Origin of the sequence: Devosia elaeis (assembly GCF_001650025.1) — a bacterium.
In the GTDB taxonomy this organism is placed as follows: domain Bacteria; phylum Pseudomonadota; class Alphaproteobacteria; order Rhizobiales; family Devosiaceae; genus Devosia; species Devosia elaeis.
Map to the genome: position 1 here is coordinate 62,142 of NZ_LVVY01000119.1, position 23,783 is coordinate 85,924.

A 23,783-nucleotide genomic window follows, 5' to 3' on the forward strand; every position below is an offset into this window, starting at 1 on the left:
GGGACCGAGTCAATTGCGAAGTGGCTTGCCGGTCCCGATCATGTGGCGGATGCGGTCCTGGCTTTCTCTGGTCGAGAGCAGCGCAATGAACGCCTCCCGTTCGAGATTCATCACTGTTTCCTCGCTCATTTCCCGCAATGGGTCGCCATCGGCGCCGCCGGTCAGCACCTTTATCAGTTCGTCGCCGATCAGCCGATCATGGGGCGACGCCGTTCCGGCCGCCTGCGCCGCCTCCAGCATGTTGCGCAGGGCCGAGGCGCCCGAGGGCCCCGACAGCGCCAGGGCCGGCGCCTGAGGCGGCCTATAGCCTTCTGCCAGCGACAGCGCCCGCGCCTTGGCGTCCGCCAGCAGCCGCGTCCGGTTCATCGTGATCCCGTCATCCGGCCGCAGGAAACCAATATTTCTGGCGTCATGCGCACTGCGCGACTGCGTGGCGGAGCCGATCAGGTCGAACACGGCAATCGCGGGGGCGCTCGGCCCGCGCATGATCTGACGCGCGCTGGCCGCACGCAGCAGCATTTCCTTGCACCCACCCCAGCCCGGAACGAGGCCCACGCGCGGCTCGACCAATCCGATCTGGCTTTCCGCATGGGCCTGAATGGCGGCGCAATGCAGGAGCAGTTCGCAGCCCCCGCCCAGGGCAAAGCCTGCCACCGCCCCGACAATGGGAATGGGCGCATATTTTATGGCCGACATCACCGATTGGCCCCGCGCGATCAGATACCCCGCCGCCGACCAATTGCCGGCCTCGGCGAGCGCCAGAATATGGCCGAGATCGGCGCCCACGGAGAAGTTGGCGCCATCCGATCCGATGACCAGACCCGCAAAACGCTCTGCGGCGATGGCGACGAGTTCATCGAGGGCATCCAGGGCCCCGGCATTGAGCACGTTCATCTTGGTGCGCAATTCGATGCCCCCGACCCCGTCCCCGAAATCCCACAGCGCCGCATGGTCGCCGCTCATCCGGACGGGTTCGCCGCGCCGGGCCAGGCCGGCAATGGTCAGGACGCCCGAGGGCTCCGGCATGGGCGTGTAAGGGCCATTCGGCTGCAAGACGGCCAGTTCGCCCGCGTCCAGCCGGTAGAAGCCACTCCGCTCGATCGCCAGGGACAAAAGGGCGGGCACCGGCTCACCGATCTCGCGGAGCGCTTCGGCCACCCATTGGGCGCCGCAGCGGTCGATCAATTCGAATGGCCCCTGTTTCCACGCATATCCCAGCCGCATGGCCGCATCGACAGCGGCCGGATCGTCGGCGATTTCGGGCACCAGGTGGGCCGCATAGGCCATGGTCTTCAGCATGACGCGCGCCGCGTAGCGCCCTGCCCTGGCCGGATGCGCCATCAGCGCAGCCGGGTCCCCCCCACTGGCGGCAAGGCTGTCCGGCACCGGCCGCGCGGCGGGGTGATAAGCGCCGGTCGCCAGGTCGAAGACCTCCAGCGTCTTCCGGTCTGCGCCCATGCGGTAAAAGCCGCCGCCGCCCTTTCGCCCCGTCCGGCCGGCCGCGATCATGCCGCCAATGATGGCGGGCCCGGCCTCATAGGCCTGGATCGGATCGCCCGCAGGCAGCGCCTTTTGCAGGCTCTCCAGGATTTGCGGCACCAGATCGATGCCGATCAGGTCGAGCAGCCCGAAAGCGGCTGTTCGGGGAATGCCGAAGGGCGCGCCCAGAACCGCGTCCGCTTCTTCCACCGACAGGCCGAGGGCCAGCGCTTCGTTCTGCGCCGCCGCGAGCCAGAAACAGCCGATGCGGTTGGCGATGAAACCCGGCCGGTCCTTGCAGTCGATCACGCCCTTGCCCAGGTGGATATCGGCGAAGCGGCGTATCGTCTCGGCCACATCCGAACGGGTCGCGGGACCCGAAACCAGTTCCAGCAATTGCATCTGTCGTGGCGGATTGAAGAAATGCGTCACGAGGAAATGTTCGGCGAAACCGGCGGAAACCGTCTCGGTCAACTGCGCCAGCGGAAGGCTCGACGTGTTCGAGGAGACGATGGCGCCCGGCTTTCGCACCGTCTCGATGGCCGCATAGAGCTGGCGCTTGACCTCGACACGCTCGGCAACGGCCTCCACGATCCAGTCGGCGTCGGCCAGCAGTTCCAGGTCATCGCCCACCGAACCGGTGATGATCCTGCTGGCCAGGGACGGATGCATGAGCCCGGTCTTTTTCTGTCGCTCGAGCCCCGCCGCGGCCAGGTCGGCGCTGACATCGAGCAGGACCACGTCCAGCCCCGCATTGGCGAGATGAGCCGCGATGCCCGCCCCCATGGTTCCCGCCCCTATGACCGCCGCTCTGTTAATGGCGTTCATCATACGCGCTCCAGCACCATGGCAATGCCCTGGCCGCCGCCGATGCATTGGGTGGCGAGCGCATAGCGACCGCCGGTTTCCACCAATTGCCGCGTCGCCGCGCCGACCAGCCGGCCGCCGGTGGCGCCAAGCGGATGGCCCAGGGCAATGGCCCCGCCGTCGCGGTTGAGGCGGGCCGGATCGATATCGAGATCCCGGCAGCAGGCCAAAACCTGCACGGCGAAGGCCTCGTTCATTTCGACGACATCGAGATCATCGGCGCCGATGCCGGCCCGGTTCAGCGCCTTGCGGGTCGCGGCCACCGGCCCGATCCCCATGATTTCCGGATCGCAGCCGGAGACGGCGTAGCCGGCGATGCGCGCCATAGGCGTGAGGCCGAAACGCGCCACCGCATCTGCCGAAGCGATCAGGAGAGCCGTGGCGCCGTCGGTAAGCGGAGATGCATTGCCGGCACTCACCGATCCGTCTTCCTTGAAAACGGTCTTCAGCGTCGCGAGTTTTTCGAGGCTGGTATCGGGACGAAGACAGCCATCGACCGCGACTTCGCCGACGGCGACGATATCGGCCGACGGTGCGGCCGCGGCGCGGCGCTGGCTTTCCAGGGCATAGGCATCCTGTTCCTGCCGTGAAATGCCATAGCGTTCCGCCAGGTTTTCCGCGGTCAACCCCATATTGAGAAAGGCCGCTCGAATTGGATCGGGCCAGGCTGGATTGGGCATGGGATTGAACCCCATCATCGGCACGCGCGACATCGATTCCACGCCGCCGGCAAGAAACAGATCCCCTGCCCCCATGGCGATGGCGCCGCCGGCCATTTGCACCGCCTGCATGGACGAACCGCACCAGCGATTGACCACACAGCCCCCCACGCTATCGGGCAGGCCGGCAATGCGCGCGGCGCAACGCCCTATATTGAGGCCCTGCTCGCCTTCGGGAAAGGCGCAGCCGACAACGACGTCTTCGATGGCCTCGGCATCGATGGCGTTGCGCTCGACAATCGCCCGCAGGATCGTGGCCAGGAGATCGTCGGGCCGCACCATGGCGAGCGCGCCGCGCCTGGCCGGCGTAAAAGGGGACCGTGCATAATCCACGATATAGGCTTGGCTCATCGACGCGGCTCCGGGCGAGGTTCGAGGTCAGAAACGGCCATGGCTTTCAGCGCCCTCGATCACTTCGAGCGCGCGGGCGGCGAAGCGGCCCGCCAGTGGCCCCACGGCTTCGGCATTGGTGGCAACCGCATTGCCGCCGCGCACGCGATCGGCAATGCCCACGAAAATCACCGCGAAGCGGAACAGGGCAAAAGCGACATGGAAAGGCAGGAGCGGCGTGTCTGAGCCCACATGCCGGTAATAATGCGCGCAGAACTCGGCCTGCCCGGGAATACCGAGACCGGTGCCCAGCCCCAGGATGCCGCCATATTCGTCCGGCGCCGTGTGCCAGGGCATGCAGCAGAAGCCGAGGTCGGCATAGGGATGGCCTAGCGTGGACAATTCCCAGTCCAGGATGCCGATAACGCGCGGCTCGGTGGGATGAAACAGCATATTGCCCAGCCGGAAATCGCCATGGGCTATGGTGATTTTGCCGTCATCGGGCGGCATCAGGCCCGGCAGGAGCGCCACCAATTGGTCCAGCGCCGCAATCGGCTCGCCGGTGGACTCTTTATATTGCCGGCTCCAGCGGGAAATCTGCCGCTCGAAATAATTGCCCGGGCGGCCATAATCGCCCAGGCCGACCGTTTCGGGCACCACCGAATGCAGCTTAGCCAGGGCTTCCGCCATGGCGAAATAGATGCCGCGCCGTTCGTCCGGCGCCATGCCCGGCAGGGCACAATCGTCGAAAACCCGGCCCTCCAGCCGTTCCATGAGGTAGAACGGCGTATCGAGCACGTCGGTCTCGCTGTGGAACAGAATGGGACGCGGCACCGGCACGTCAGTCGGCGCCAGAGCCTGGAGCACGCGGAACTCACGATCGATCGCGTGGGCGCCGCGCAGGATCGGGCCGGATGGCTGCTTGCGCAGCACCATGCGCTGCCCCGCATAATCGACGAAGAAGGTGGGGTTCGATTGCCCGCCGGAAATCTTCTGGCAGTGCGGCGCATCGGCGGCGCCGAAGCGGCCGGCCAGAAAATCGTGCAGTGCCTGCAATTGCTCTTCGGTCACGCTCATCCTCCCCGGACCTGGTTTCAGCCGGCCTCGGCCTCGGCCACGGGCCAGGTCCAGAACTGGCGCCCCTCACCGGCCAGGAAGCGGTTGAGCACCATTTTGTGCACCTCGTCCGCGCCGTCCACGAGCCGAGCCTGGCGGGCATAGCGGTAAATCCATTCCAGCACCGTATCGGCGGAATAGCCGCGCGCGCCGTTGATCTGGATGGCCCGATCCGCCGCATCGTGCAGCACATTGGCCACCTGGACCTTGGCCATCGACACTTCCTTGCGGGCAAAGCCGCCCCGATCGAGTTCCCAGGCCGCCTTCATCACCAGGAGCCGCCCGACCTCAATACGCATCGCCAGGTCGCCCAGCATCAACTGGATGCTTTCGCGATCGGCCAGGCGCATGCCGAAGCCATGGCGCTCGACGGCATAGGCCTGGGCGATTTCGAGGCAGCGCTTGGAGAGACCGAGCCAGCGCATGCAATGGGTAAGGCGGGCCGGGCCGAGCCGCGCCTGGGTCACCTTCATGCCGCGCCCCTCGCCCAAGAGGATATCGTCCTCCGACACTTCCAGCCCGTCGAACGCGATCTCGCAATGGCCGCCATGTTCTTCGGGGCCCATGATCTCGATGCGGCGTACGATCTCCCAGCCGGGCTGATCCTTGTGGAACATGAAGGCGGTGAGGCCATGGCGCGGATCGTCGGAGGTGCGCGCGATCACGGTGAAATGGCTGGCCTCGGCCGCGCCGGTGATGAACCACTTCCGGCCGGTGATGACATATTTATCGCCGCGCTTTTCTGCGCGGGTACGGATCATGGAAGGGTCCGAACCACCGCCCGGCGCCGGCTCCGTCATGGCAAAAGCCGAGCGGACCGAGCCGTCGACGATGGGCTTCAGCCATTTCTCGCGCTGTGCCGGAGTGCCCAGCGCTTCCAGCATCATCATGTTGCCGTCGTCAGGCGCGGCGGAATTGAACACGACAGGCCCGAAAATGGAGCGGTTCATCTCCTCGTAGAACACAGCCATGCCGACCTTGCCGAGCCCCGCCCCGCCCGTTTCCGGCTTGAGCTGCAGGCACCACAGGCCCTCGGATCGAGCCTTGGCGCGCAAGGCCGCCAGCAGATCCAGCCTGATATTGCCATGCGCATCAAAGGAGGCGCGCTCGCTTTCGAGCGGCAGGATTTCGCTATCGACGAAATGGCCGATACGCCGCCGGTAATCCTCGATCCGGGGCGAAATCTTAAAATCCATGATGGGTCCTTACAATGACGAGACGAGGTGGCCGCCGTCGACGGCCAGGGCGGCACCGGTGATGTAGCGGCCGGCATCCGAGCACAGCAGCAACAGGGCGCCGTCCAGATCGGTCGGCTGGCCCAGCCGGCGCTGCGGAATGCGGCGGATCAGCGCCTGGCCATCCTCGCCGGCGAAGAAATCGCGATTGAGATCGGTCTCGATATAGCCGGGGCATAGCGCGTTGACGCGAATGCCGTGGCGCGCCCATTCGAGCGCCAGCGCCTTGGTCATCTGCACCGTGCCGGCCTTGGAAGCGGCATAGGCGGCGAGATTGCCCGCCACGCGCAGGCCCAGGATGGACGCGATATTGACGATGGCGCCCTCGAGGCCAGCGGCCTGCATGCGCCGCGCGACGGCCTGCGCCATCAGGAAACCGCCCTTGAGATTGGTGTCGATCACATCGTCCCAATCGGCCTCGCTCAAATCCAGCGCCCGCTTCGCAACGCTGATGCCGGCATTGTTGACGAGAATGTCGACGTCCGAGGCGAGATTGCCTACCACCTCGGCGACCGAATGCGCATCCGCGACATCGAGGATGACAGGCGCAGCCTTGCCGCCCGCCGCCGCGATTTCGGCGCAGGCCCGCTCCAGCACATCGCCACGCCGCGCCGCCAGCAGCACATTGGCGCCCTGCCGCGCCAGCAGCCGGGCGAAATGCAGGCCCAGCCCGCCGGAAGCGCCGGTTACCAGCGCGGTCCTGCCGGAAATATCCTCGAACATTCTCCCGTCCTCCCATATTTTTCGAACGAGCGCTCGATTTACTAACGTGCAGCCCGGCCCTTGACAAGTGCCCTCGTTCATTCCGACAACAGCGTCATCGCGGAAACAAGCGTTTGCGGGAGAAGCATATGACGGCCCAGATACCATTCGCTACCGACCTCTCGCTCGCGCCGGAGGTGACGGCCTTTTTCGATGCGCCCACGAACACGATTTCCTACGTGGTCAAGGACCCGCATTCGGCCGCCTGCGCGGTGATCGACTCCGTCATGGACATCGACTACGCGGCCGGCCGCATCACCTATGAGGGGGCCGATCGGATCATCGCCTTCATCGCCGAGAACCGGCTAAATCTGGACTGGCTGATCGAAACGCATGTCCATGCGGACCATTTGTCGGCCGCGCCCTATATCCAGTCCAAACTGGGCGGCAAGCTTGGGATCGGCGAGAACATCACCCTGGTGCAGGAAACCTTCGGCAAGATTTTCAACGAAGGCACCGAATTCCAGCGCGACGGCAGCCAGTTCGACAGGCTGTTCAAGGATGGCGATACCTATCGCATCGGCACGATGGAGGCGCATGTCCTGCACACGCCGGGGCATACGCCGGCCTGCATGACGCATGTGATCGGCAATGCCGCTTTCGTCGGCGATACCCTGTTCATGCCCGATGGCGGCTCGGCTCGCGCCGATTTCCCCGGCGGCGATGCCCGCACGCTCTACCGTTCAATCCAGCGTGTGCTCGCCCTGCCCCGCGAGATGCGCCTGTTCATGTGCCACGATTACGGCCCCAATGGCCGCGACATCCAGTGGGAAACCAGCGTCGGCGACGAGATCGACCACAATATCCATGTGGGACACGGCACCAGCGAAGACGATTTCGTGCGCATGCGCGAGGCGCGCGACGCGACCCTGCCCATGCCCCGCCTGATCATCCCGTCGCTGCAGGTCAATATGCGCGCCGGCAAGCTGCCGCCTAAGGACGAGAGCGGCAAAACCTTCCTCAAGGTGCCCGTCAACGGTCTCTGACCGCCGCACCACCCGGAGCACGTCGTGCGCTTGCAGAGCTATTTTCCCATTCTCGACTGGGGTCGACGCTATGACCGCCAGACGCTGGCCAGCGACCTCGTCGCCGCGCTCATCGTCACCATCATGCTGATCCCCCAATCGCTGGCCTATGCCCTGCTGGCCGGGCTGCCGCCGGAAATGGGGCTCTACGCCTCCATCCTTCCACTCGTCGCCTATGCGATCTTCGGCACCTCGTCGGCACTCGCCGTCGGCCCGGTGGCCGTCGTCTCGCTGATGAGCGCAGCCGCCATCGGCCGGATCGCGGCCGAAGGCACGGCCGGCTATGCCAGCGCCGCCATCATGCTCGCCATGCTTTCGGGATTGATGCTGTTGTTGATGGGGCTGTTCCGGCTCGGTTTCATCGCCAATTTCCTGTCCCATCCCGTGATCTCGGGCTTCATCACCGCTTCGGGCATCATCATCGCCACCAGCCAGATCGGGGGCCTGCTCGGCATCGATACCCATGGCCATGCCATGCCCGAGCTGATCGGATCGATCCTTCACAATATCGGCGCCGTAAACGGCCATACCGCCGCCATCGGCGCGGTGGCTCTGGCGCTGCTGCTCTGGATCAGGTTCGACCTCAAGAACCGCCTCGTCGCTCTGGGCCTGCCCGCGGGACCGGCGACGATTATCGTGCGCGCCGGCCCGGTCCTGGTGATTTTCCTCACCATGGCCTGGTCGGCCCTGCTGGATCTTGGCGGCAAGGGCGTTGCCCTGGTCGGAGCGGTGCCGCAGGGCCTGCCCGTCTTATCGCTGCCGGGCTTCGATCTCGGCGTGATCCAGCAGTTGGCGCTGCCGGCGCTGATCATTTCGGTGGTCGGTTTCGTGGAATCGGTTTCGGTCGCCCAGACCCTGGCTGCCAAGCGCCGCGAACGCATCGCACCCAATCAGGAACTGATCGGGCTCGGCGCCGCCAATATCGCGGCAGCCATGGGCGGCGGCTATCCGGTTACCGGCGGCTTTGCCCGTTCAGTGGTCAATTTCGATGCCGGCGCCGCAAGCCCGGCCGCGGGCGCCTTCACCGCCATCGGCATCGCGCTGGCGACAATCCTGCTGACGCCCTTCCTCGCCATACTGCCCAAGGCGACCCTTTCCGCCACCATCGTCATCGCCGTGCTGACCCTGGTGGATTTCTCCATACTCCGGCGGGCCTGGACCTATTCCCGCGCCGATTTCGCCGCCGTGGCCGTCACCCTGCTCGGCACGCTGCTCTTCGGCGTCGAGACCGGCATTTCGCTGGGCGTCGGCACCTCGATCCTGGTGTTTCTCTACCGGTCCTCGACGCCGCATGCCGCCATTGTCGGCCAGGTTCCGGGCACCGAACATTATCGCAACGTCAAGCGCCACAAGGTGGAGACCGTGCCGGGCGTGCTCTCCATCCGGGTCGATGAAAGCCTCTATTTCGCCAATGCGCGCTATCTCGAGGACCTGGTGACCAGGGAGGTCACCACCAATCCCGGCCTGAGCGACGTGGTGCTGATGTGTTCGGCCGTCAACGCCATCGACATGTCGGCGCTCGAAAGCCTCGAGGCCATCGAGCATCGTCTGCGCGATCTCGGCGTTGCCCTGCATCTCTCCGAGGTCAAGGGCCCGGTGATGGACAAGCTGGAGCGGACCGGGTTTCTCGCGCGCCTGGCCGGGGTCCATCTCAGCCAGCACCAGGCCATATGCGCCATCGTGGCAAGCCGCGCCGCCTGATCTCATCCGGCGGCGCGAGTCTGCATCACCGGTTCTTTTGCAGCACGCCGAAAATACGGTCCAGGGCCTCATCGAGTATAGGCCGCGGGGTCGCCAGGTTCAGCCGGAACGATCCGGCCCCGCCCAGGCCGCAATCCTCGCCGCCCGTCACCGCCACCTTGGCCTCCTCGCGCAGGAGCGGGGCAAGGTCGCGCCTGTTTGTCAATTGGCTGACATCGATCCAGGCGAGATAGGTGGCTTCGGGCATGGCATGCATGGCGCCGGGCAAATCCCGCGCCAGGCGCGCCGACAGATGTCGCCGATTGCCGTCGAGATAGACCAGAACTTCGTCCAACCAGGCATCGCCCTCTCGATAGGCGGCGATGCTGGCCCGGGTGCCGACATTGGACGCCCCACGGGTGACGTGGTGGCCCAGGGCTTCGAATTTTTCCGCATCCGCCGCATTGGAAAACACCATCTGCGCGCAGGCCAGGCCCGGAATATTCCAGCTCTTGGATGCGGAAATCGCCGTGAGCGTATGCGCGGCGGTCGCGTCGCTCAGCGAGGCATAGGGAATATGGCGGGCCTCGCCATAACTCAGCGGCGCATGGATTTCGTCGGCAAAGACGCGCGCGCCGGTTCGCGTGGCGATGGCGGCCACGCGCTCCAGCTCAGCGCGGGAATAGAGCCGTCCCAGCGGATTATGCGGCGAGCACAGCACCAATAACCCGCCCCTTTCGGCCAGGGCCGCCTCGATCCCTTCCTCGTCGAGCCGCCAGATTCCGTCCGCATCGCGCTTGCACGGCACCTGGATCACTTCGATCCCCTGCCGCGCCGGCAGCGACATGAAGGGCGGATAGGCCGGCGTGGGCAGGATTATGGGCTGGCCGGGCTCCAGCCAGTAAGTGAAGGCCAGCTCATAGGCGCGCAGCACGTCGCCCAAAAGGCCCACATGAGCCGGCTCGACGCTCCAGCCGAAACGGCGCTGCAAAAAATCCGCGCTGGCCTCACCGAGCTCCCGCGCCAGCGCCTTGGGCATATAGCCGGTTTCGAGGCTATCCGCCGTCGCGCGGATAGCCAGGGCAACCGGAGGCGCGATGCCGAAATCCATTTCGGCGACCCAGGCCCCGATCGTGCCTGGAAACAGGGTCCACTTCGTGCTGCCCCGCCGCACCAGTTCCTCGGCAGTCAGGGCATCCCATTGGGCGGCAAGCGTGTTCATATCGTCCTCATCAGGTGGAATGGCTCAATCGGCGTAAAGGCCGGCAAAGCGGTCGCGCAGCAGGTTCTTCTGCACCTTGCCCATCGTATTGCGCGGCAGGCTCTCCACGAACAAAACCTGCTTGGGCAGCTTGAAGCGCGCCAGCCGCTGCTGGAGCATGGCGATGATGGCCGCATCGTCCCGCGCCGCGCCGGCCTCGGCCACCACCACGGCGGTCACCGCCTCGCCGAAATCGTGATGCGGCAGGCCGATCACCGCCGATTCCACCACGCCGGGGATTGCGTCGATCTCGGCCTCAACTTCCTTGGGATAGACGTTGAAGCCGCCCGAAATGATCAGGTCCTTGCCGCGCCCGACGATCTGCACGTAGCCGCGCTCGTCGATCCGGCCCAGGTCGCCGGTGATGAAGAAGCCATTGGCCCGCAATTCCTCGGCGGTCTTTTCTGGCATGCGCCAATAGCCCTTGAACACATTGGGTCCGCGCACCTCGATCATACCGATTTCGCCGGCCGGGACGTCCTCGCCGGTGGCGGGATCGGTGATGCGCAGGTCCACGCCCGGCAGCGGCTGACCCACCGTGCCGGCGATCCGCTCGCCGATATAGGGGTTGGAGACATTCATGTTCGTTTCGGTCATGCCATAGCGTTCGAGGATGGCATGGCCGGTGCGCTCCTGCCAGCGGCGATGGGTGTCCTCCAGAAGCGGCGCCGAACCAGAGATGAAAAGCCGCATCGACGCCGCCGCCTCCCGCGTCAGCCCCGCTTCATCGAGCAGGCGTACATAGAAGGTGGGCACGCCCATGAGCACGCTGGTGCGCGGCATGAGCGCGAGAATGCGCGCCGGGTCGAACTTGCGCAGCAGGATCATCGAGGCCCCGGAGAGCAGCGTCACATTGGTGGCGACGAAAAGGCCGTGGGTGTGAAAGATCGGCAATGCATGGATGAGAATATCGGACGGCCCATAATGCCAGGCTTCGCGCAGGGTCAGCGCGTTGGACACCAGATTGCCATGAGTCAGCATCGCGCCCTTGGAACGGCCCGTCGTGCCGGACGTATAAAGCAACGCCGCCAGGTCGTCCCGCTCCCGCGCAATGGTTGCGAAATCCGTCCCGGTCCGGGCCGCCGCCACGGCGAGGCTGCCACCGCCATTGGCGTCGAGCGTCAAAATCCGGGCGCCGGCCGCCTTGGCAGCGGCGCCCAGCTCACCCTGCCGGGTGGGGTCGCAGACGAAGATCGCCGGCTCCGCATCGGTCAGGAAATATTGCATCTCCGCCGCCGTATAGGCGGTATTGAGCGGCAGGAACACGCCCCCTGCCCGCACGGTGGCGAGATAGAGGATAATGGCCTCGGTGGATTTTTCGACCTGCGCGGCCAGCCGGTCGCCGGGGCGCAGGCCCAGCTCCACCAGGGCATTGGCCATCTGCCCGCTCAGCGCCAGAAGGTCGCCATAGCTCAGACGCTGCCCCGCATCGGTCTCAATGGCCATTGCCGCTTCGTCGGCAATGGAGCCGGAAAGGACATCGAAAATATTGTCGCTCATGAAATTTTCCGTAGCGGATTAATGTTCTGGTTGGGCAAGGCCCGCCGGATCGCATCCGAGGCGGCAATGACGCCGCTCTCGGCAAAGGCCTCGTGGTTGCGCTCGATTTCGTCCAGCGCATAGAGGTAATTGACCATCAGCCCATGCGATTGGCGCAGCCCGGCGGCGGAGAGGTCGCCCAGCGGATTAAGGCGCTCCAGCCGGGCACCATTGCCCAGGTGAAAGCGCGCCACCGGATCGACCGGCCGGTCGGATTTGTCCCGCGCTTGCAGGAAATATTCCGCCGCTACCGGCAGCAACACCGCCGAAACCGCCGCCGCCCGCTCGGTATCCTCGTGCCAATCCGCATCATCGAGCATGGCAAGCGCCTCCGCCAGCTCGGCGTCCAATGTATCCTCGGCCCGCCGCGTCTTGAGCCATGCGGCAAAGCCGGGGACCGGCGACAGCGTCACGAAGGTCTGGATGGACGGCAATTCGGCCTTGAGCAGTTCCACCACCTGCTTGATCAGGAAATTGCCGAAGGACACCCCTGCCAATCCGCGCTGGGTGTTGGAAATCGAGTAGAACACCGCCGTATTGGCGTCCCCGGCGGCGATGGGCGCCCGCTCCAGATCGAGCAGGGGCGCAATGGCGTCAGGAATGTCACGCGTCAGCGCCACCTCCACGAAGATCAGCGGCTCGTCCACCAATTGGGGATGGAAGAAAGCGTAGCAGCGCCGGTCGGTCGGTTGCAGGCGGTTGCGCAGATCGTCCCAGTTGCGGATCTGGTGCACCGCCTCATAGCGGATGACCTTTTCGAGGATGCTGGCCGGTGTATTCCAGTCAATCTGGCGCAGGCTCAGGAAGCCGCGATTGAACCAGGAACTGAACAGATGATGGAAATCGGCGTTGACGCCCCGCAATTCGGGATGCGCGCGCAGCGCGTCCAGCAGGTCCCGGCGCATCTCCACCAGCGTACTGGTGCCGCCCGGGGCCATGTTGATCCGCCGGAACAATTCCTGCCGGCGCGGTTCAGCGGCATTGTGCAGCGCTTCGATGGCGCCTGGCTCCCCCGCCTTCCAGGCCCGGAACGCGGCATCGACCGCGGCCTCGTCGGGACGGAAGCGCTCGGCCAGCATTTGCAGGAAAGCCAGCCGTTCTTCCGGCGACGCGGCGGAATATCCTTCGACTAGGGAGCGCGCCAGCGCCACGCCGGAGGCTTCGCCGCGCCGGGACAACAACAATTCGCTGAGTTGGGCAATATCGGGGGCGGTGACCGGCCCCGCCGCCGGCCGCCAGCCCATCAGGGCGCGGCCGCGCTCGGTCATGGCATCGATCAGATCGGCCAGAAAAGCCGGGCGCTCCGCCCCGAAGACCTTGATCATGGCAATCTCCTCCGCGCCACTTATATCAAAATCCTATCCTGATATATTTATCATGTCCATTCTTTCACATTTGACCAGTGCTTGCTATGAATCGCACCGCAAAGGCAGGGAGCCCATTATTGTCCACGACTGGCCGGATCAGGCAGGCATTGGAGAACGCCATTCTCAACGGGGAACATCTCCCCGGCGCGCGGCTGGATCCCGAGGAACTGGCGCGGCAATTCGATTGTTCGCGCACGCCGATCCGCGATGTGCTCCAGCAACTGGAAGCCTCCGGCCTGGTCCAGGTGCAGCCCAAGCGCGGCACCTTCGTCACCCAATGGAGCTTCGAGGAACTGACCGAGCGCTTCGAGGTGATGGCGGAAATCGAGGCGGCCTGCGCGCGGCTCGCGGCCCGGCGCATCACCGAAGCCGAGCTTACCGAAATGCGCCAGGCCCACGCCGCATGTTCAGAAGCGGCGGCGGCAGGCGATGCGGAAGCCTATTACCTGGTGAATACCGAATTCCACCGCTGCCTCTACCGGGCCACCCATAATGGCTTTCTCGCCCAGGAAGCCGCGCGGCTGCACACTATGCTGCAGCCCTATCGCCGCATGCAATTGCGCAGCCGCCACCGCCTGGTCAATTCACTGGCCGAGCACCAGGCTATTCTCGACGCCATAGCCAGTGGCGATGCCGAGGCCGCCGCCCGGGCCACCCATGCCCATATCATCGTGCAGGGCGACCGGTTCCACGACCTCGTCGCCGCCATGCGCGTCTCCGGCACGCCCAAGGCATAGGCCCGCCCCTATCCCTTGCGGAACGGGATGCACATGGGCCGGCCATGGATGGGGTCGGTGATGATATGGGCGTCGGTGTTGAACACTTCCGCGATGAGGTCAGCGCGCATCAGCAATTCGGGATTGCCGGCCTCGCGGATGCGGCCATTGGCGACGAAGACCAGGTTATCGGCATAGCGCGCCGCCAGGTTGAGATCGTGCAGCACCAGCACGATGGTCTTGCCCTCGTCGCGGTTGAGCCGTGCGACCAGTTCCAGGCAATCGAGCTGGTGCGCCATGTCGAGATGGTTGACCGGCTCGTCGAGGCAGATGACGTCGGTATCCTGCGCCAACACCATGGCGATCCAGGCGCGTTGCAATTGTCCGCCCGACAGCGAACCGATCCGCCGGCGGCGCATTGCTTCGACGCCGGTTCCCGCCATGGCGCGGGACACCGCCTCGTCGTCCTGCGGGCTCCAGGGTTGCAGCATGGCCTGGTGCGGATAACGGCCCAGCCGCACCAATTCCTCGACATTCATGTCCAGCGGCGCGCTGGGGCTTTGCGGCAAGAGGCCGATCCGACGCCCCAGCGCCTTGCTGCCCAGCCGGGTGATATCCTCGGTATCGAGCAGGATCTGCCCCGACTGCGGCGCGTGCAGCCGCCTTATGGCGCGCAACAGCGTGGACTTGCCGCAGCCATTGGGCCCGGCCAGCACGGTGATCCGTCCGGCCGGGATGGGCAGGTTCAGCGCGTCGAGCACGACATCGCCGCCATAGGCCATGGTCAGGCCCTTCACCTCGATGCGGTTGGCCGCCAGGTCATCCATTGTTCTTGTCCTTGCGCATGAGCAGGTAGAGGAAATAGGGGGCGCCGATCAAGGCCGTCACCGTGCCGGCCGGCACTTCGGTGGGCGCGAAGGCGACGCGGATCAACAGGTCCGCGCCGATCAGGATGATGGCGCCCAGCAGGATGGAGACGGCGATGCCCGCCGCCCGGGCCCGCCCGACCAGCAGCCGCGCCATGTGCGGCGCCAGCAGGCCGATGAAGCTCACCCCGCCCGCAAAGGCCACCGCCCCGGCGGTGAGCAGGGCGGCGAGAAAAAAGATCAAGATGCGATAGGCCGGCAGGTTGAGCCCGATGCTCCGCGAGGAGGTGTCGTCGAGATCGGCCGGCGGCAAATGGCGCGCTGCGATGGCGGCGGCAATCCCCGTGGGCACCAGCACCAGCAGCATGAGCTGGATTTCGGTGACGTTGATCGTGTTCACCGCCCCGGCCAGCCAGCGCGCTGCCTGTGAGGCCTGGTAGATCGGGCCGACCAGCATGAAAATGGTGGTCAGCGCCTTGCAGACGGCCGCCACGGCAATACCGAACAGCAGCAGGCGGATCGCGGTGGAGGCCTGTTGCCCGGACAAAAGGAAGACCAGGCCGATCGCCGCAATGGCGCCCAGGGCGGCGGCGAGCGGCTGCCAGGCGACAGAAACGATGAGCGAATTGGTCTCGCTGGAAAAAATGGCCATGAACAACACCACCCCGAGCGCCGCGCCATCGACCACGCCCAGCACGCCGGGCGAAGCCAGCTCGTTGCGGGTGATGCGCTGCAACAGGTAGCCGGCAAAGGCGATGGCGCCCCCGGCAATGGCGGCGGCGGCGACACGCGGCAGGCGCAATTGCAGCACCACCAGGCGCTCCGTCTTGTCGCCCCCGCCGAACAGCACATGGGCGACATGCTCCAGGGGAATCCAGGTCGAGCCGAAGCCGATTCCCGCCAGGAACAGCAGCACGAAGATAGCGGCGACCAGAGTGGTCACGCCGATCGGCCCGATACCGGCGCGGGCCGGCCTATAGGTCATGTCGGTCATGCAAGCCTCCGCCTCAGCAGCACCAGAAGGGCGATAGCCCCCACCACGGCGGTGATCGCGCCCACCGGGGCCTCGACCGGATAGATGACGAAGCGCGCCGCCACATCGGCGAGAGTCGTGTAGATGGCCCCGGTTAGGGCGGCCGCAGTCAATTGGTGGCGATGCTGGAGGCCGACAAGCCGCCGCGCCACATGCGGCACGACCAGGCCGACAAAGGCCACCGGCCCGGCCATGGAAACCGCCGCGCCGGTCAGCAGCGACACCGCCACGAACGCCGCGCCGCGCACGGCGGCCAGCGGCACGCCCAGTCCGGCAGCGGTCGAATCATCGGCCTGCGCCGCATCGAGCGACGAGGCCAGCGCGAAGCCGATGGCCGCGCCGACGAGCACCACCGGAAGTCCGTTGAAGAACAGGCTGATCGGCCGGTCGACAAAGGCGCCCGAAAGCCAGAACAGCAATTGCTGCAATTGGGCTTCATTGCTGGTGAGCAGGATTTCCACCGCCGCGTGGGCGAGGCTGGCAAAGGTCACCCCGACCAGCACGATCTTGAGCGGTGATAATCCCCCTGCCCCCGCCGCCACGCCGAACACCACGATAGCGGTGGCCAATGCCCCGAACGCCGCCGCCAGCGACAGCCCGACCAGGGATTGCACCCCGAAGATGATCGTCGCCACGACCACCGCCAGCGATGCGCCCGCGTTCAGACCCAGCGTGTCCGGCGAGGCGATGCGGTTGCGCGACAAGGTCTGCACCATGGTTCCCGCCATGCCCAGCGCCGCCCCGGCCAGAGGCGCGATCAAGGCGCGCGGCAGCCGCAGCCCGGCGATCACCGTCGCCGCTTCCGTGCCATCATTGGCGAACAAGGCCGCCCAGACCTGCCCGGGCGTATAGAGGCGATAGCCCAGTGTCATGCTGGTCAGCCAGGCCAGAGCCAGCAGCGCCAGCAGCAGCCCATAGATGGCGCTACGCGACAGGACGATGCTGCGATAGCGCGGCGCCGTTGCGGCGATACTCATCCTGCGCGCTCCAATCATGATATTGACAGTCAGATTAAATTACCCGATGAAGCCATCCAATTTCTGAATTCAGAAGTCAAGTTTCATGGGGAGCTTTATGCCCTTGCGCATGCTGGCAATTGCCCTGATGTCCGCCACCCTGCTGACCGGGCCGTCCACGGCACGGGAAATCACCCATGCCATGGGCGTCACCGAAGTCCCCGACAATCCGCAGCGCATCGTGGTGCTGACCAATGAAGGCACCGAGGCGCTGCTGGAAGTGGGCATCACGCCGGTCGGCGCGGTCAAATCCTGGCTGGGCGATCCCTGGTATGACCACATTGCCGGCCAGATGGCCGACGTCACCGTGCTGGGCGAAGAATCGGCGCTAAACCTCGAAGTGCTGGTTTCGCTCGAGCCCGATCTGATCCTGGGCAACAAGATGCGCCACGAGAAGATTTACGAGCAGCTATCGGCTATTGCGCCGACGGTGGTTTCCGAGCGCCTGCGCGGCGACTGGAAGATCAATATGGCGCTCTATACCGATGCCGTCGGCAAGGGCGAAGAGGGCAAGGCCGCGCTCGAAGCCTTCGATGCACGCATTGCCACGCTGCACGATGCCCTGGGCGCCTCGCTGGACGAGGAAATCTCCATTGCCCGCTTCATGGCCGGGCAGACGCGCATCATGTTCAAGGACAGCTTTTCCGGCCTCATCCTCGATGAACTGGGCTTCCACCGCCCCGCCAGCCAGGACAAGGACGAATTTGCCGAGGAGATCACCAAGGAGCGCATCCCCGAATTCGAGGGCGACCGGCTGATCACCTTCACCTACGAGACCGGCAATGGCGAGGCCAATAGCCAGGCCGAGGACTGGCAGGCCGATCCGCTCTGGCAGAACCTGGACGTGGTCAAGGCGGGCATGGTCCACGCCGTGTCCGACGCCGTCTGGAACACGGCGGGCGGCATCATCGCCGGCAACCTGCTGCTCGACGACATCGAAGCCATCTACGGCCTCGCCGCCACGCGTTGAATCCCGCGGCCGGCGCTGGTGCCGGCCCTCTCCCCCGACTGGAAACGACATGTTCAAGCGTCTCATCGGCACCGGCATTGCCACTTTCGCCACCGCAATTCTGCTCGCCAGCCCCGCCATGGCGCGCGAGATCACGCACGCCATGGGCGTCACCGAGGTGCCGGACGATCCGCAGCGCGTGGTCATCCTCACCAATGAAGGCACCGAGGCCTTGCTCTATCTGGGCGTGGTGCCGGTGGGCGCCGCCCAGAGCTGGGGCGGCGATCCGTGGTACGACCATATCGCCGCGCCCCTGGCCGACACCGTGCCCCTGGGCACCGAGCTGGCGGTCAATCTGGAAATCCTCGCAACGCTGGAGCCCGATCTCATCCTGGGCACCAAGGTGCGCCAGGAAGCCATCTACCCCCAGCTTTCCGCCATCGCGCCCACGATCATGACCGAGACCATCGGCGGCGAATGGCAGGACAATCTGCGCTTCTATGCCGACGCCATCGGCAGGAGCGCCGAAGGCGAGGCCGCCATTACCGGGTTCGCCGAACGCACGGAGAAGCTGCATGACGCGCTGGGCGATGCGGTCAACGAGCAGATCTCCATGGTCCGCTTCTCGCCCAATCGCACGCGCATCTATTACAAGGACACGTTCAGCGGCCTGGCGCTCAACCAGATCGGTTTCCAGCGCCCCGCCGCGCAGGACAGGGACGAATTCGCTACCGAGGTGACCAAGGAACGCATTCCCGAAATGGAAGGCGACCGCATCTTCTACTTCTCCGACGATCTCGATGGCGACGAGGCCAGCGCCAATCTGGACGAATGGCTCAACGATCCGCTGTGGTTGAACCTTAACGCCGTAAAGGCCGGCAAGGCGCAGCGCGTCAGCGAGGTGATCTGGAACAATGCGGGCGGCATCTACGCCGCCCACCTGATGCTCGACGATATCGAGACCATCTACGGTCTCGCCTCCACCCGCTGACCGGGAGGCGCCGATGAGCCGGCTCGAAACGATCGGTCTGCGTGCCGGCTATGCGGATGTCACCATCCTGGACGAAATCGACCTGGTCATTCCCGATGGCCAGGTCACCATCCTGATCGGACCCAATGGCTGCGGCAAGTCCACGCTGCTCAAGAACATGGCCCGCATCCTGAAGCCGAGCCGCGGCAATGTCCTGCTCGACGGCAAGGACATTCACACTCTCAATACCCGCGCCGTGGCGGCGCAACTGGGCCTGCTGCCGCAGGGCCCGATAGCGCCGGAAGGGCTCACGGTCCGTGAACTCGTGGCCCAGGGTCGCTACCCGCATCAATCGCTGCTGCGCCAATGGAGCCGCGCCGACGAGGACGCCGTCAACACGGCCATGCGGACCGCCGGCATCACCGATTTCGCCGATCGCGCCGTGGATACGCTGTCCGGCGGCCAGCGCCAGCGCTGCTGGGTAGCCATGGTCCTGGCGCAGGACACTGGGCTGATCCTGCTCGATGAACCCACGACCTTCCTCGACCTCAAGGTGCAGGTCGATCTCATGGAGCTGTTCACCGGCCTCGCGCATGATCGTGGCCATACCCTGGTCATCGTCCTGCACGAGCTCAGCCTCGCCGCCGCCTATGCCGATCACCTGGTGATGATGAAAGCCGGCCGCATCGTCGCCTCGGGCCGGCCCGACGACATCTTCACCGCCCGGCGCCTCAAGGATGTCTTCGGGCTCGACGCCAATATCCTGCGCGATCCGGCCAGCGGCCGGCTGGTCTGCGTCCCGTTCAGCGCCCGCCGTCGGGTCGAAGCCGCGCAATGAACCAGATGAGAGCGCCGGCCATCGTCAGTCACAAACTCCGCGCCTGGTCCGGGGTGCCGGCGCTGCTGCTCGCCTTGCTGGCGGTCTTCCTGCTTCATATCGCGGTCGGCGCCAAGCCCTTGCCCATCCAGACCGTCATCGAGGCACTGACCGGGTTCGACAGCACCAATTTCGACCACGTCATCATCCGCAATCTCCGCCTGCCGCGCGCCGTCCACGCCATCGTGGTGGGCGCCAGCCTGTCGCTGGCCGGCGCATTGATGCAGGGCGTCACCCGCAATCCCCTCGCCGATCCCTCGCTTCTCGGCCTCACATCCGGGGCCGCCTTCGCCGTCATGGTCAGCACGGCGTTGTTCGGCGCGGCCAGCCTGGCGCTCATCCCATGGATCGCCATGGCGGGCGCACTCGGCGCCGCGGCCATCGTCTATCTCATCGCCCGGCTGGTGCCCGGCGGCGCCACGCCGCTCAGCCTGACCCTGGCCGGAGCCGCGATCAGCGCCTTTCTGGGCGCCGTCATCTCGGTCATCCACCTGCTGAACCAGGACACGTTCGAAAATCTGCGCGTCTGGCTCACCGGCGGACTGGCCGGGCGCGACATTGCCCTGCTCGCCTATGTCGGCCCCTGGATGGCGCTGGCCCTGCTTGCCGGCATTGTCCTGGCCGCGCGCGTCACGCTGCTGGCCATGGGCGACGAGGTGGCGCAGGGCCTGGGCATCCGCACCGGCCTGCTCAAGGCGCAATTGCTCGCCGTGGTGGTCGTCCTCTCGGCTGGCTCCGTCGCCCTGGCGGGCCCATTGGGCTTTATCGGCCTCGTCATTCCGCATGTCGTGCGGCTCTATGTCGGCTCGGATTATCGCTGGATCGTCCCCTATGCCGCCCTTGCCGGCGCCGCCTATCTGGTCTCGGTCGATATCGTGGCCCGTATCGCCATTCCGCCGCGCGAAATTTCCACCGGCATCATCACCGCCATGATCGGGGCGCCGCTCTTCGTGCATCTCGTGCGCCGGAGGACACGCTAATGACGGCCATGGTTCCGCCGCGACACCTGGTGCTGCGCAGCCCCGCGCAGCGCGTGGCCCTGCGCCTGCCGCTGCGGGCGCTTGTCATCTTGGCCCTGTTGACCACAGCCCTCATTGTGCTCACGGTACTCAGCCTCGCCACCGGCAGCTATGGCGTCGCACCGGGCGAAGTCTGGGAGACGCTGCGCGGCATGACCGTTTCCCGCGCCATCGACAATGTGGTCTGGGAATTCCGCTTTCCCCGCACGCTCGCCGCCGCCCTGGTCGGGGCGATGATGGCGCTATCCGGCGCCGTGCTCCAGAACGCCACCCGCAACAGCCTTGCCGACCCCTCCCTGGTCGGCGTCAGCCAGGGCGCGGCACTCGCCGTCGTCACCATGACCGTGCTGTTCCCCGCTTTTTCCGGCGGCCTGCGTCCCTGGATCGCCTTTGCCGGCTCCATCCTCGTCGCCCTGGCCGTGCGGAGCCTGTCCCATACCAGCCAGGGCGGCAGCGCCATCCGCTTCATCCTGATGGGCATCGGGCTTTCCGCCTTCATCTCCTCCATCACCTCGGCCCTGCTCACCTATGGCGAGATCGACCGGGCCATGACCGCCCTGTCCTGGCTGGCCGGGTCGATCAATGCCGCGAGCTGGACCGATGTCCGCACCTTGGCGGGCTGGACCGCGGTGCTGCTGCCCTCGCTGCTGCTCACCAGCCGCGCCATGAGCGCCATGCAGTTCGGCGATGCAACCGCGCTGGGCCTGGGCGCGCCGGTCGCCCTGACGCGAAACCTGCAATTGGCCATCGCCGTCGGCTTTGCGGCCATTGCGACTTCTGTCGTCGGCCCGCTGGGCTTTGTCGGCCTCATCGCCCCGCATGCGGCGCGGCGTCTCGCGCCTGCGGGAATGGGGCTGCACCTGCTGCTGACCGGGGCCCTGGGCGCCCTGCTGGTTCTCTTTGCCGATCTTGTCGGCCGCGCCGCCTTCGCGCCCGTACAAATTCCGGCCGGCCTCATCACGGCCGTGGTCGGCGTCCCCGTTTTCGTCGTGCTGCTGATCCGCAGCCGGCCGGCCAATGCATCCTGAACCCGGAGAACACCATGAGCCGCGTTTTCATCCTCGTCGCCGCCCTCACGGCCATGGCTTTGCCTGCTTTGGGGCAGGACACCCGCTCCTACACCGCCGCCAATGGCACGTTCGAGATTCCCGTGACGCCGCAGCGCATCGTGGCGCTCAATGACCAGATCGTCGCCCTGCCGCTCTACGAACTCGGCGCGCCTGTGGTCGGCAGCGCCGGCCGCACCGATGCGGATGGCAATCATTTCCTGCGTGGGGGCATGGATACGCTGGGTATCGACTATGCCAATACCGGCATCGAATATGTCGGTGGATTCAATGGCCTGGACGTGGAGGCTATAGCGGCGCTGCAACCCGACCTCATCATCGGCGGGCCCTATACCGATCCAGGCGTGGCCGAGCAATTGCAGAAGATCGCCCCGACATTGCTCATCAACAATAACGAGCTCGGCATCATCGAGACCATGCGGGCCTTTGCCGACATCACCGGCAAGACCGGCAATTTCGAAGCCCGGCTGCAGCGCTACCGGGACAATGTCGCGCGCCTGCGCGACTATCTCGGCGATCCGGAGGACATTTCGGTCGGCCTCACCTTCATGTTCCCCGAGGGCGCCGAAATGTGGGTCTACAAGCACAGCGGCAATCTTGGCGCCATCGCCCAGGTCGTCACCGATCTCGGCTTCCGCGAGCCCGCCGCGATCACGGCCCTGTCCACCAACGAAACCAATTACAGCGCCGAGCTGATCCAGGATCTCGATGCCGATTTCATCTTCGGCTTCTATCGCCAGCAGCCCGACGCCACCCCGGCCAATATCCGCGCCGCCTACGAAAAGTTCGCGCCCGGCTGGTGCCAAGCGCTGACGGCCTGCCGGAACGGTCAGTTCATCCTGCTGCCGGGCCCCACGTTCGGCCCCACCATGGCCGGGCTCGACCTGGCGCTCGAACTGATCGAGAGCAATATCGCCGCCCGTCCCTTCACGCCGTTCGCCGAAGCCGAGTGATGGGCAAGCACGTCTTCTGCACCGATCTCTGCCATGAGCGGGGCGAACCCATGGTGGGCACGGGCGACGCTCCCGCACGCGTCCTCATGCTGGCCTGGCCGCGCGGCAAATGGCGGGTGCCGCGCTGGGAATCGGTGGACATGTCGCCGGACCTCAGCGCCGCGCTCCATGCCGCCGCCAAGGCGGGGCTGCACGTGGCCCTGGTGGACAAGGTCGAGGCCGAAAATCCCCTGCCCACCCTGCATGCCCTGCCCGAAAACATCCGTGCCGACTTCACCGACGAAGCCGACCTCATTACCGCCATCCACGACTATATCGCGGGCCGGGTCTTTTCCGGCACGCCGGACGAGCGGACCACGATCCTCTGCTGCACCGACAGCCGCCGCGACGCCTGCTGCGCGCGCTATGGCTTTTCCACCTACAAGGCCCTGGTCGCCATCGCCGACCCGGCCCGCTTCAATATCGTGCAGGCCACCCATATCGGCGGCTGCCGCTTCGCCGCCTCGCTGGTGGTCATGCCGCAGCGCCAGCGCTATGGCCGCATGAATGCCGAACACGCACCGGGCTTTCTCGCTGCCCTCGAAAAGGGCGAGATCTATCTGCCCACCTATAAGGGACGCTCCGATCAACCGGAGCCCGTGCAGGTCGCCGAACTGGCGGCGCTGCAATGGGCCGCCGAAAACGGCCGCCCCCTCGGCGCCGTCACCCTGTGCGGGGCAATCCCCGAAACGGCCGGCGAAGGAAGCACGCTGACGGTAGAGGCGGTTTTGCCCGATGCCCAGCTCGCCATTCGCCTGCATGCCCAGACCTTCTTCATGCAGGGCAATTGCGGAATCGTCGCAGACGGCGGCGGCGAGCACACCCTGCGCTGGTGCCTCGACGAAGTCGTCGTGCTGCCTTCCCCCGCACCCCCCAACTAATCCACCCCGGAGGCTCC

The 23,783-nt window shown here is 65.8% G+C and carries 21 protein-coding genes; 10 read left to right on the forward strand and 11 right to left on the reverse strand.

Features of this window, described 5'->3' with window-relative positions; genetic code table 11:
* Nucleotides 1–9: 9 nt before the first annotated feature.
* Genes A3840_RS15610 through A3840_RS15630 form a run of 5 tightly spaced genes read right to left on the reverse strand, consistent with a single transcriptional unit; the run spans nt 10 to nt 6,469 of the window.
* Nucleotides 10–2,310 carry a 3-hydroxyacyl-CoA dehydrogenase/enoyl-CoA hydratase family protein gene (locus A3840_RS15610; protein ID WP_342669903.1) on the reverse strand — a complete coding sequence of 767 codons (2,301 nt, stop codon included), beginning with the start codon at nt 2,308–2,310 and terminating at the stop codon, nt 10–12.
* Nucleotides 2,307–3,416 (reverse strand): thiolase family protein, encoded by a 1,110-nt coding sequence (locus tag A3840_RS15615; protein WP_067458866.1) that lies wholly within the window; start codon nt 3,414–3,416, stop codon nt 2,307–2,309. Before A3840_RS15615 ends, A3840_RS15610 begins: the two co-directional genes overlap by 4 nt.
* 27 nt (nt 3,417–3,443) lie before the next feature.
* Entirely contained in the window at nt 3,444–4,472 is a 1,029-nt protein-coding gene (locus A3840_RS15620; protein ID WP_067458869.1) for a phosphotransferase family protein, read from the reverse strand.
* 17 nt (nt 4,473–4,489) lie between these two features.
* Nucleotides 4,490–5,707 (reverse strand): acyl-CoA dehydrogenase family protein, encoded by a 1,218-nt coding sequence (locus tag A3840_RS15625; protein WP_067458872.1) that lies wholly within the window; start codon nt 5,705–5,707, stop codon nt 4,490–4,492.
* A 9-nt stretch (nt 5,708–5,716) separates the two neighbouring features.
* Nucleotides 5,717–6,469, reverse strand: a complete 753-nt coding sequence (locus A3840_RS15630; protein WP_067458875.1) for an SDR family NAD(P)-dependent oxidoreductase — start codon at nt 6,467–6,469, stop codon at nt 5,717–5,719.
* 128 nt (nt 6,470–6,597) lie between these two features.
* Here A3840_RS15630 and A3840_RS15635 point away from each other — a divergent pair, with 128 nt between their 5' ends.
* On the forward strand, nt 6,598–7,494 hold the full coding sequence (locus tag A3840_RS15635) for an MBL fold metallo-hydrolase (RefSeq protein ID WP_067458877.1): 897 nt from the start codon (nt 6,598–6,600) through the stop codon (nt 7,492–7,494).
* Nucleotides 7,495–7,518: 24 nt separating this feature from the next.
* Nucleotides 7,519–9,234, forward strand: coding sequence for a SulP family inorganic anion transporter (locus A3840_RS15640; RefSeq protein WP_067458880.1), 1,716 nt, complete (start codon nt 7,519–7,521; stop codon nt 9,232–9,234).
* 25 nt (nt 9,235–9,259) lie between these two features.
* Here A3840_RS15640 and A3840_RS15645 read toward each other — a convergent pair whose 3' ends face one another.
* Genes A3840_RS15645 through A3840_RS15655 form a run of 3 tightly spaced genes read right to left on the reverse strand, consistent with a single transcriptional unit; the run spans nt 9,260 to nt 13,338 of the window.
* The gene (locus A3840_RS15645) at nt 9,260–10,435 is read right to left on the reverse strand and encodes a MalY/PatB family protein (RefSeq protein WP_067458882.1); all 1,176 of its coding nucleotides are present in this window, start codon (nt 10,433–10,435) and stop codon (nt 9,260–9,262) included.
* Nucleotides 10,436–10,459: 24 nt separating this feature from the next.
* Nucleotides 10,460–11,974 carry a malonate--CoA ligase gene (locus A3840_RS15650; RefSeq protein WP_067458885.1) on the reverse strand — a complete coding sequence of 505 codons (1,515 nt, stop codon included), beginning with the start codon at nt 11,972–11,974 and terminating at the stop codon, nt 10,460–10,462.
* Nucleotides 11,971–13,338, reverse strand: coding sequence for a malonyl-CoA decarboxylase (locus tag A3840_RS15655; protein WP_067458888.1), 1,368 nt, complete (start codon nt 13,336–13,338; stop codon nt 11,971–11,973). Before A3840_RS15655 ends, A3840_RS15650 begins: the two co-directional genes overlap by 4 nt.
* Nucleotides 13,339–13,457: 119 nt before the next feature.
* On the opposite strand from A3840_RS15655, the gene A3840_RS15660 reads away from it, so the two are divergent.
* Nucleotides 13,458–14,117 (forward strand): GntR family transcriptional regulator, encoded by a 660-nt coding sequence (locus tag A3840_RS15660; RefSeq protein WP_245676646.1) that lies wholly within the window; start codon nt 13,458–13,460, stop codon nt 14,115–14,117.
* Nucleotides 14,118–14,125: 8 nt separating this feature from the next.
* Here the strand turns inward: A3840_RS15660 and A3840_RS15665 are convergent, their stop codons facing one another.
* Genes A3840_RS15665 through A3840_RS15675 form a run of 3 tightly spaced genes read right to left on the reverse strand, consistent with a single transcriptional unit; the run spans nt 14,126 to nt 16,972 of the window.
* A complete protein-coding gene (locus A3840_RS15665) occupies nt 14,126–14,923 on the reverse strand; it encodes an ABC transporter ATP-binding protein (RefSeq protein ID WP_067458894.1) in 798 nt (265 codons plus the stop codon).
* Nucleotides 14,916–15,956 (reverse strand): FecCD family ABC transporter permease, encoded by a 1,041-nt coding sequence (locus tag A3840_RS15670; protein ID WP_067458897.1) that lies wholly within the window; start codon nt 15,954–15,956, stop codon nt 14,916–14,918. Before A3840_RS15670 ends, A3840_RS15665 begins: the two co-directional genes overlap by 8 nt.
* Nucleotides 15,953–16,972: a FecCD family ABC transporter permease gene (locus A3840_RS15675; RefSeq protein WP_067458900.1), complete on the reverse strand. Its 1,020-nt coding sequence runs from the start codon at nt 16,970–16,972 to the stop codon at nt 15,953–15,955. Before A3840_RS15675 ends, A3840_RS15670 begins: the two co-directional genes overlap by 4 nt.
* 97 nt (nt 16,973–17,069) lie before the next feature.
* Here A3840_RS15675 and A3840_RS15680 point away from each other — a divergent pair, with 97 nt between their 5' ends.
* From A3840_RS15680 to A3840_RS15710, 7 genes are read left to right on the forward strand one after another with little or no spacing between them, the layout of a single operon-like run.
* A complete protein-coding gene (locus A3840_RS15680) occupies nt 17,070–17,981 on the forward strand; it encodes an ABC transporter substrate-binding protein (protein WP_067458903.1) in 912 nt (303 codons plus the stop codon).
* 49 nt (nt 17,982–18,030) lie between these two features.
* On the forward strand, nt 18,031–18,951 hold the full coding sequence (locus A3840_RS15685) for an ABC transporter substrate-binding protein (protein ID WP_067458907.1): 921 nt from the start codon (nt 18,031–18,033) through the stop codon (nt 18,949–18,951).
* 13 nt (nt 18,952–18,964) lie between these two features.
* Complete coding sequence (locus A3840_RS15690; RefSeq protein WP_067458910.1) at nt 18,965–19,768, forward strand: ABC transporter ATP-binding protein; 804 nt, start codon at nt 18,965–18,967, stop codon at nt 19,766–19,768.
* The gene (locus tag A3840_RS15695; protein ID WP_109442344.1) at nt 19,765–20,787 is read left to right on the forward strand and encodes a FecCD family ABC transporter permease; all 1,023 of its coding nucleotides are present in this window, start codon (nt 19,765–19,767) and stop codon (nt 20,785–20,787) included. The genes A3840_RS15690 and A3840_RS15695 overlap by 4 nt, the downstream gene beginning before the upstream one ends.
* Entirely contained in the window at nt 20,787–21,854 is a 1,068-nt protein-coding gene (locus A3840_RS15700) for a FecCD family ABC transporter permease (RefSeq protein ID WP_082903951.1), read from the forward strand. The genes A3840_RS15695 and A3840_RS15700 overlap by 1 nt, the downstream gene beginning before the upstream one ends.
* A 14-nt stretch (nt 21,855–21,868) precedes the next feature.
* On the forward strand, nt 21,869–22,846 hold the full coding sequence (locus A3840_RS15705; protein WP_067458913.1) for an ABC transporter substrate-binding protein: 978 nt from the start codon (nt 21,869–21,871) through the stop codon (nt 22,844–22,846).
* The gene (locus tag A3840_RS15710; RefSeq protein WP_067458916.1) at nt 22,846–23,766 is read left to right on the forward strand and encodes a sucrase ferredoxin; all 921 of its coding nucleotides are present in this window, start codon (nt 22,846–22,848) and stop codon (nt 23,764–23,766) included. Before A3840_RS15705 ends, A3840_RS15710 begins: the two co-directional genes overlap by 1 nt.
* The last annotated feature ends 17 nt before the right edge of the window (nt 23,767–23,783 follow it).

Coding starts and splice junctions, on each gene's coding strand:
- A3840_RS15610 (WP_342669903.1), bottom strand. CDS start 2,310: ATGATGAACGCCATTAACAGAGCGGCGGTCATAGGGGCGGGAACCATG.
- A3840_RS15615 (WP_067458866.1), bottom strand. CDS start 3,416: ATGAGCCAAGCCTATATCGTGGATTATGCACGGTCCCCTTTTACGCCG.
- A3840_RS15620 (WP_067458869.1), bottom strand. CDS start 4,472: ATGAGCGTGACCGAAGAGCAATTGCAGGCACTGCACGATTTTCTGGCC.
- A3840_RS15625 (WP_067458872.1), bottom strand. CDS start 5,707: ATGGATTTTAAGATTTCGCCCCGGATCGAGGATTACCGGCGGCGTATC.
- A3840_RS15630 (WP_067458875.1), bottom strand. CDS start 6,469: ATGTTCGAGGATATTTCCGGCAGGACCGCGCTGGTAACCGGCGCTTCC.
- A3840_RS15635 (WP_067458877.1), top strand. CDS start 6,598: ATGACGGCCCAGATACCATTCGCTACCGACCTCTCGCTCGCGCCGGAG.
- A3840_RS15645 (WP_067458882.1), bottom strand. CDS start 10,435: ATGAACACGCTTGCCGCCCAATGGGATGCCCTGACTGCCGAGGAACTG.
- A3840_RS15650 (WP_067458885.1), bottom strand. CDS start 11,974: ATGAGCGACAATATTTTCGATGTCCTTTCCGGCTCCATTGCCGACGAA.
- A3840_RS15655 (WP_067458888.1), bottom strand. CDS start 13,338: ATGATCAAGGTCTTCGGGGCGGAGCGCCCGGCTTTTCTGGCCGATCTG.
- A3840_RS15665 (WP_067458894.1), bottom strand. CDS start 14,923: ATGGATGACCTGGCGGCCAACCGCATCGAGGTGAAGGGCCTGACCATG.
- A3840_RS15670 (WP_067458897.1), bottom strand. CDS start 15,956: ATGACCGACATGACCTATAGGCCGGCCCGCGCCGGTATCGGGCCGATC.
- A3840_RS15675 (WP_067458900.1), bottom strand. CDS start 16,972: ATGAGTATCGCCGCAACGGCGCCGCGCTATCGCAGCATCGTCCTGTCG.
- A3840_RS15680 (WP_067458903.1), top strand. CDS start 17,070: ATGCCCTTGCGCATGCTGGCAATTGCCCTGATGTCCGCCACCCTGCTG.
- A3840_RS15685 (WP_067458907.1), top strand. CDS start 18,031: ATGTTCAAGCGTCTCATCGGCACCGGCATTGCCACTTTCGCCACCGCA.
- A3840_RS15690 (WP_067458910.1), top strand. CDS start 18,965: ATGAGCCGGCTCGAAACGATCGGTCTGCGTGCCGGCTATGCGGATGTC.
- A3840_RS15695 (WP_109442344.1), top strand. CDS start 19,765: ATGAACCAGATGAGAGCGCCGGCCATCGTCAGTCACAAACTCCGCGCC.
- A3840_RS15700 (WP_082903951.1), top strand. CDS start 20,787: ATGACGGCCATGGTTCCGCCGCGACACCTGGTGCTGCGCAGCCCCGCG.
- A3840_RS15705 (WP_067458913.1), top strand. CDS start 21,869: ATGAGCCGCGTTTTCATCCTCGTCGCCGCCCTCACGGCCATGGCTTTG.
- A3840_RS15710 (WP_067458916.1), top strand. CDS start 22,846: ATGGGCAAGCACGTCTTCTGCACCGATCTCTGCCATGAGCGGGGCGAA.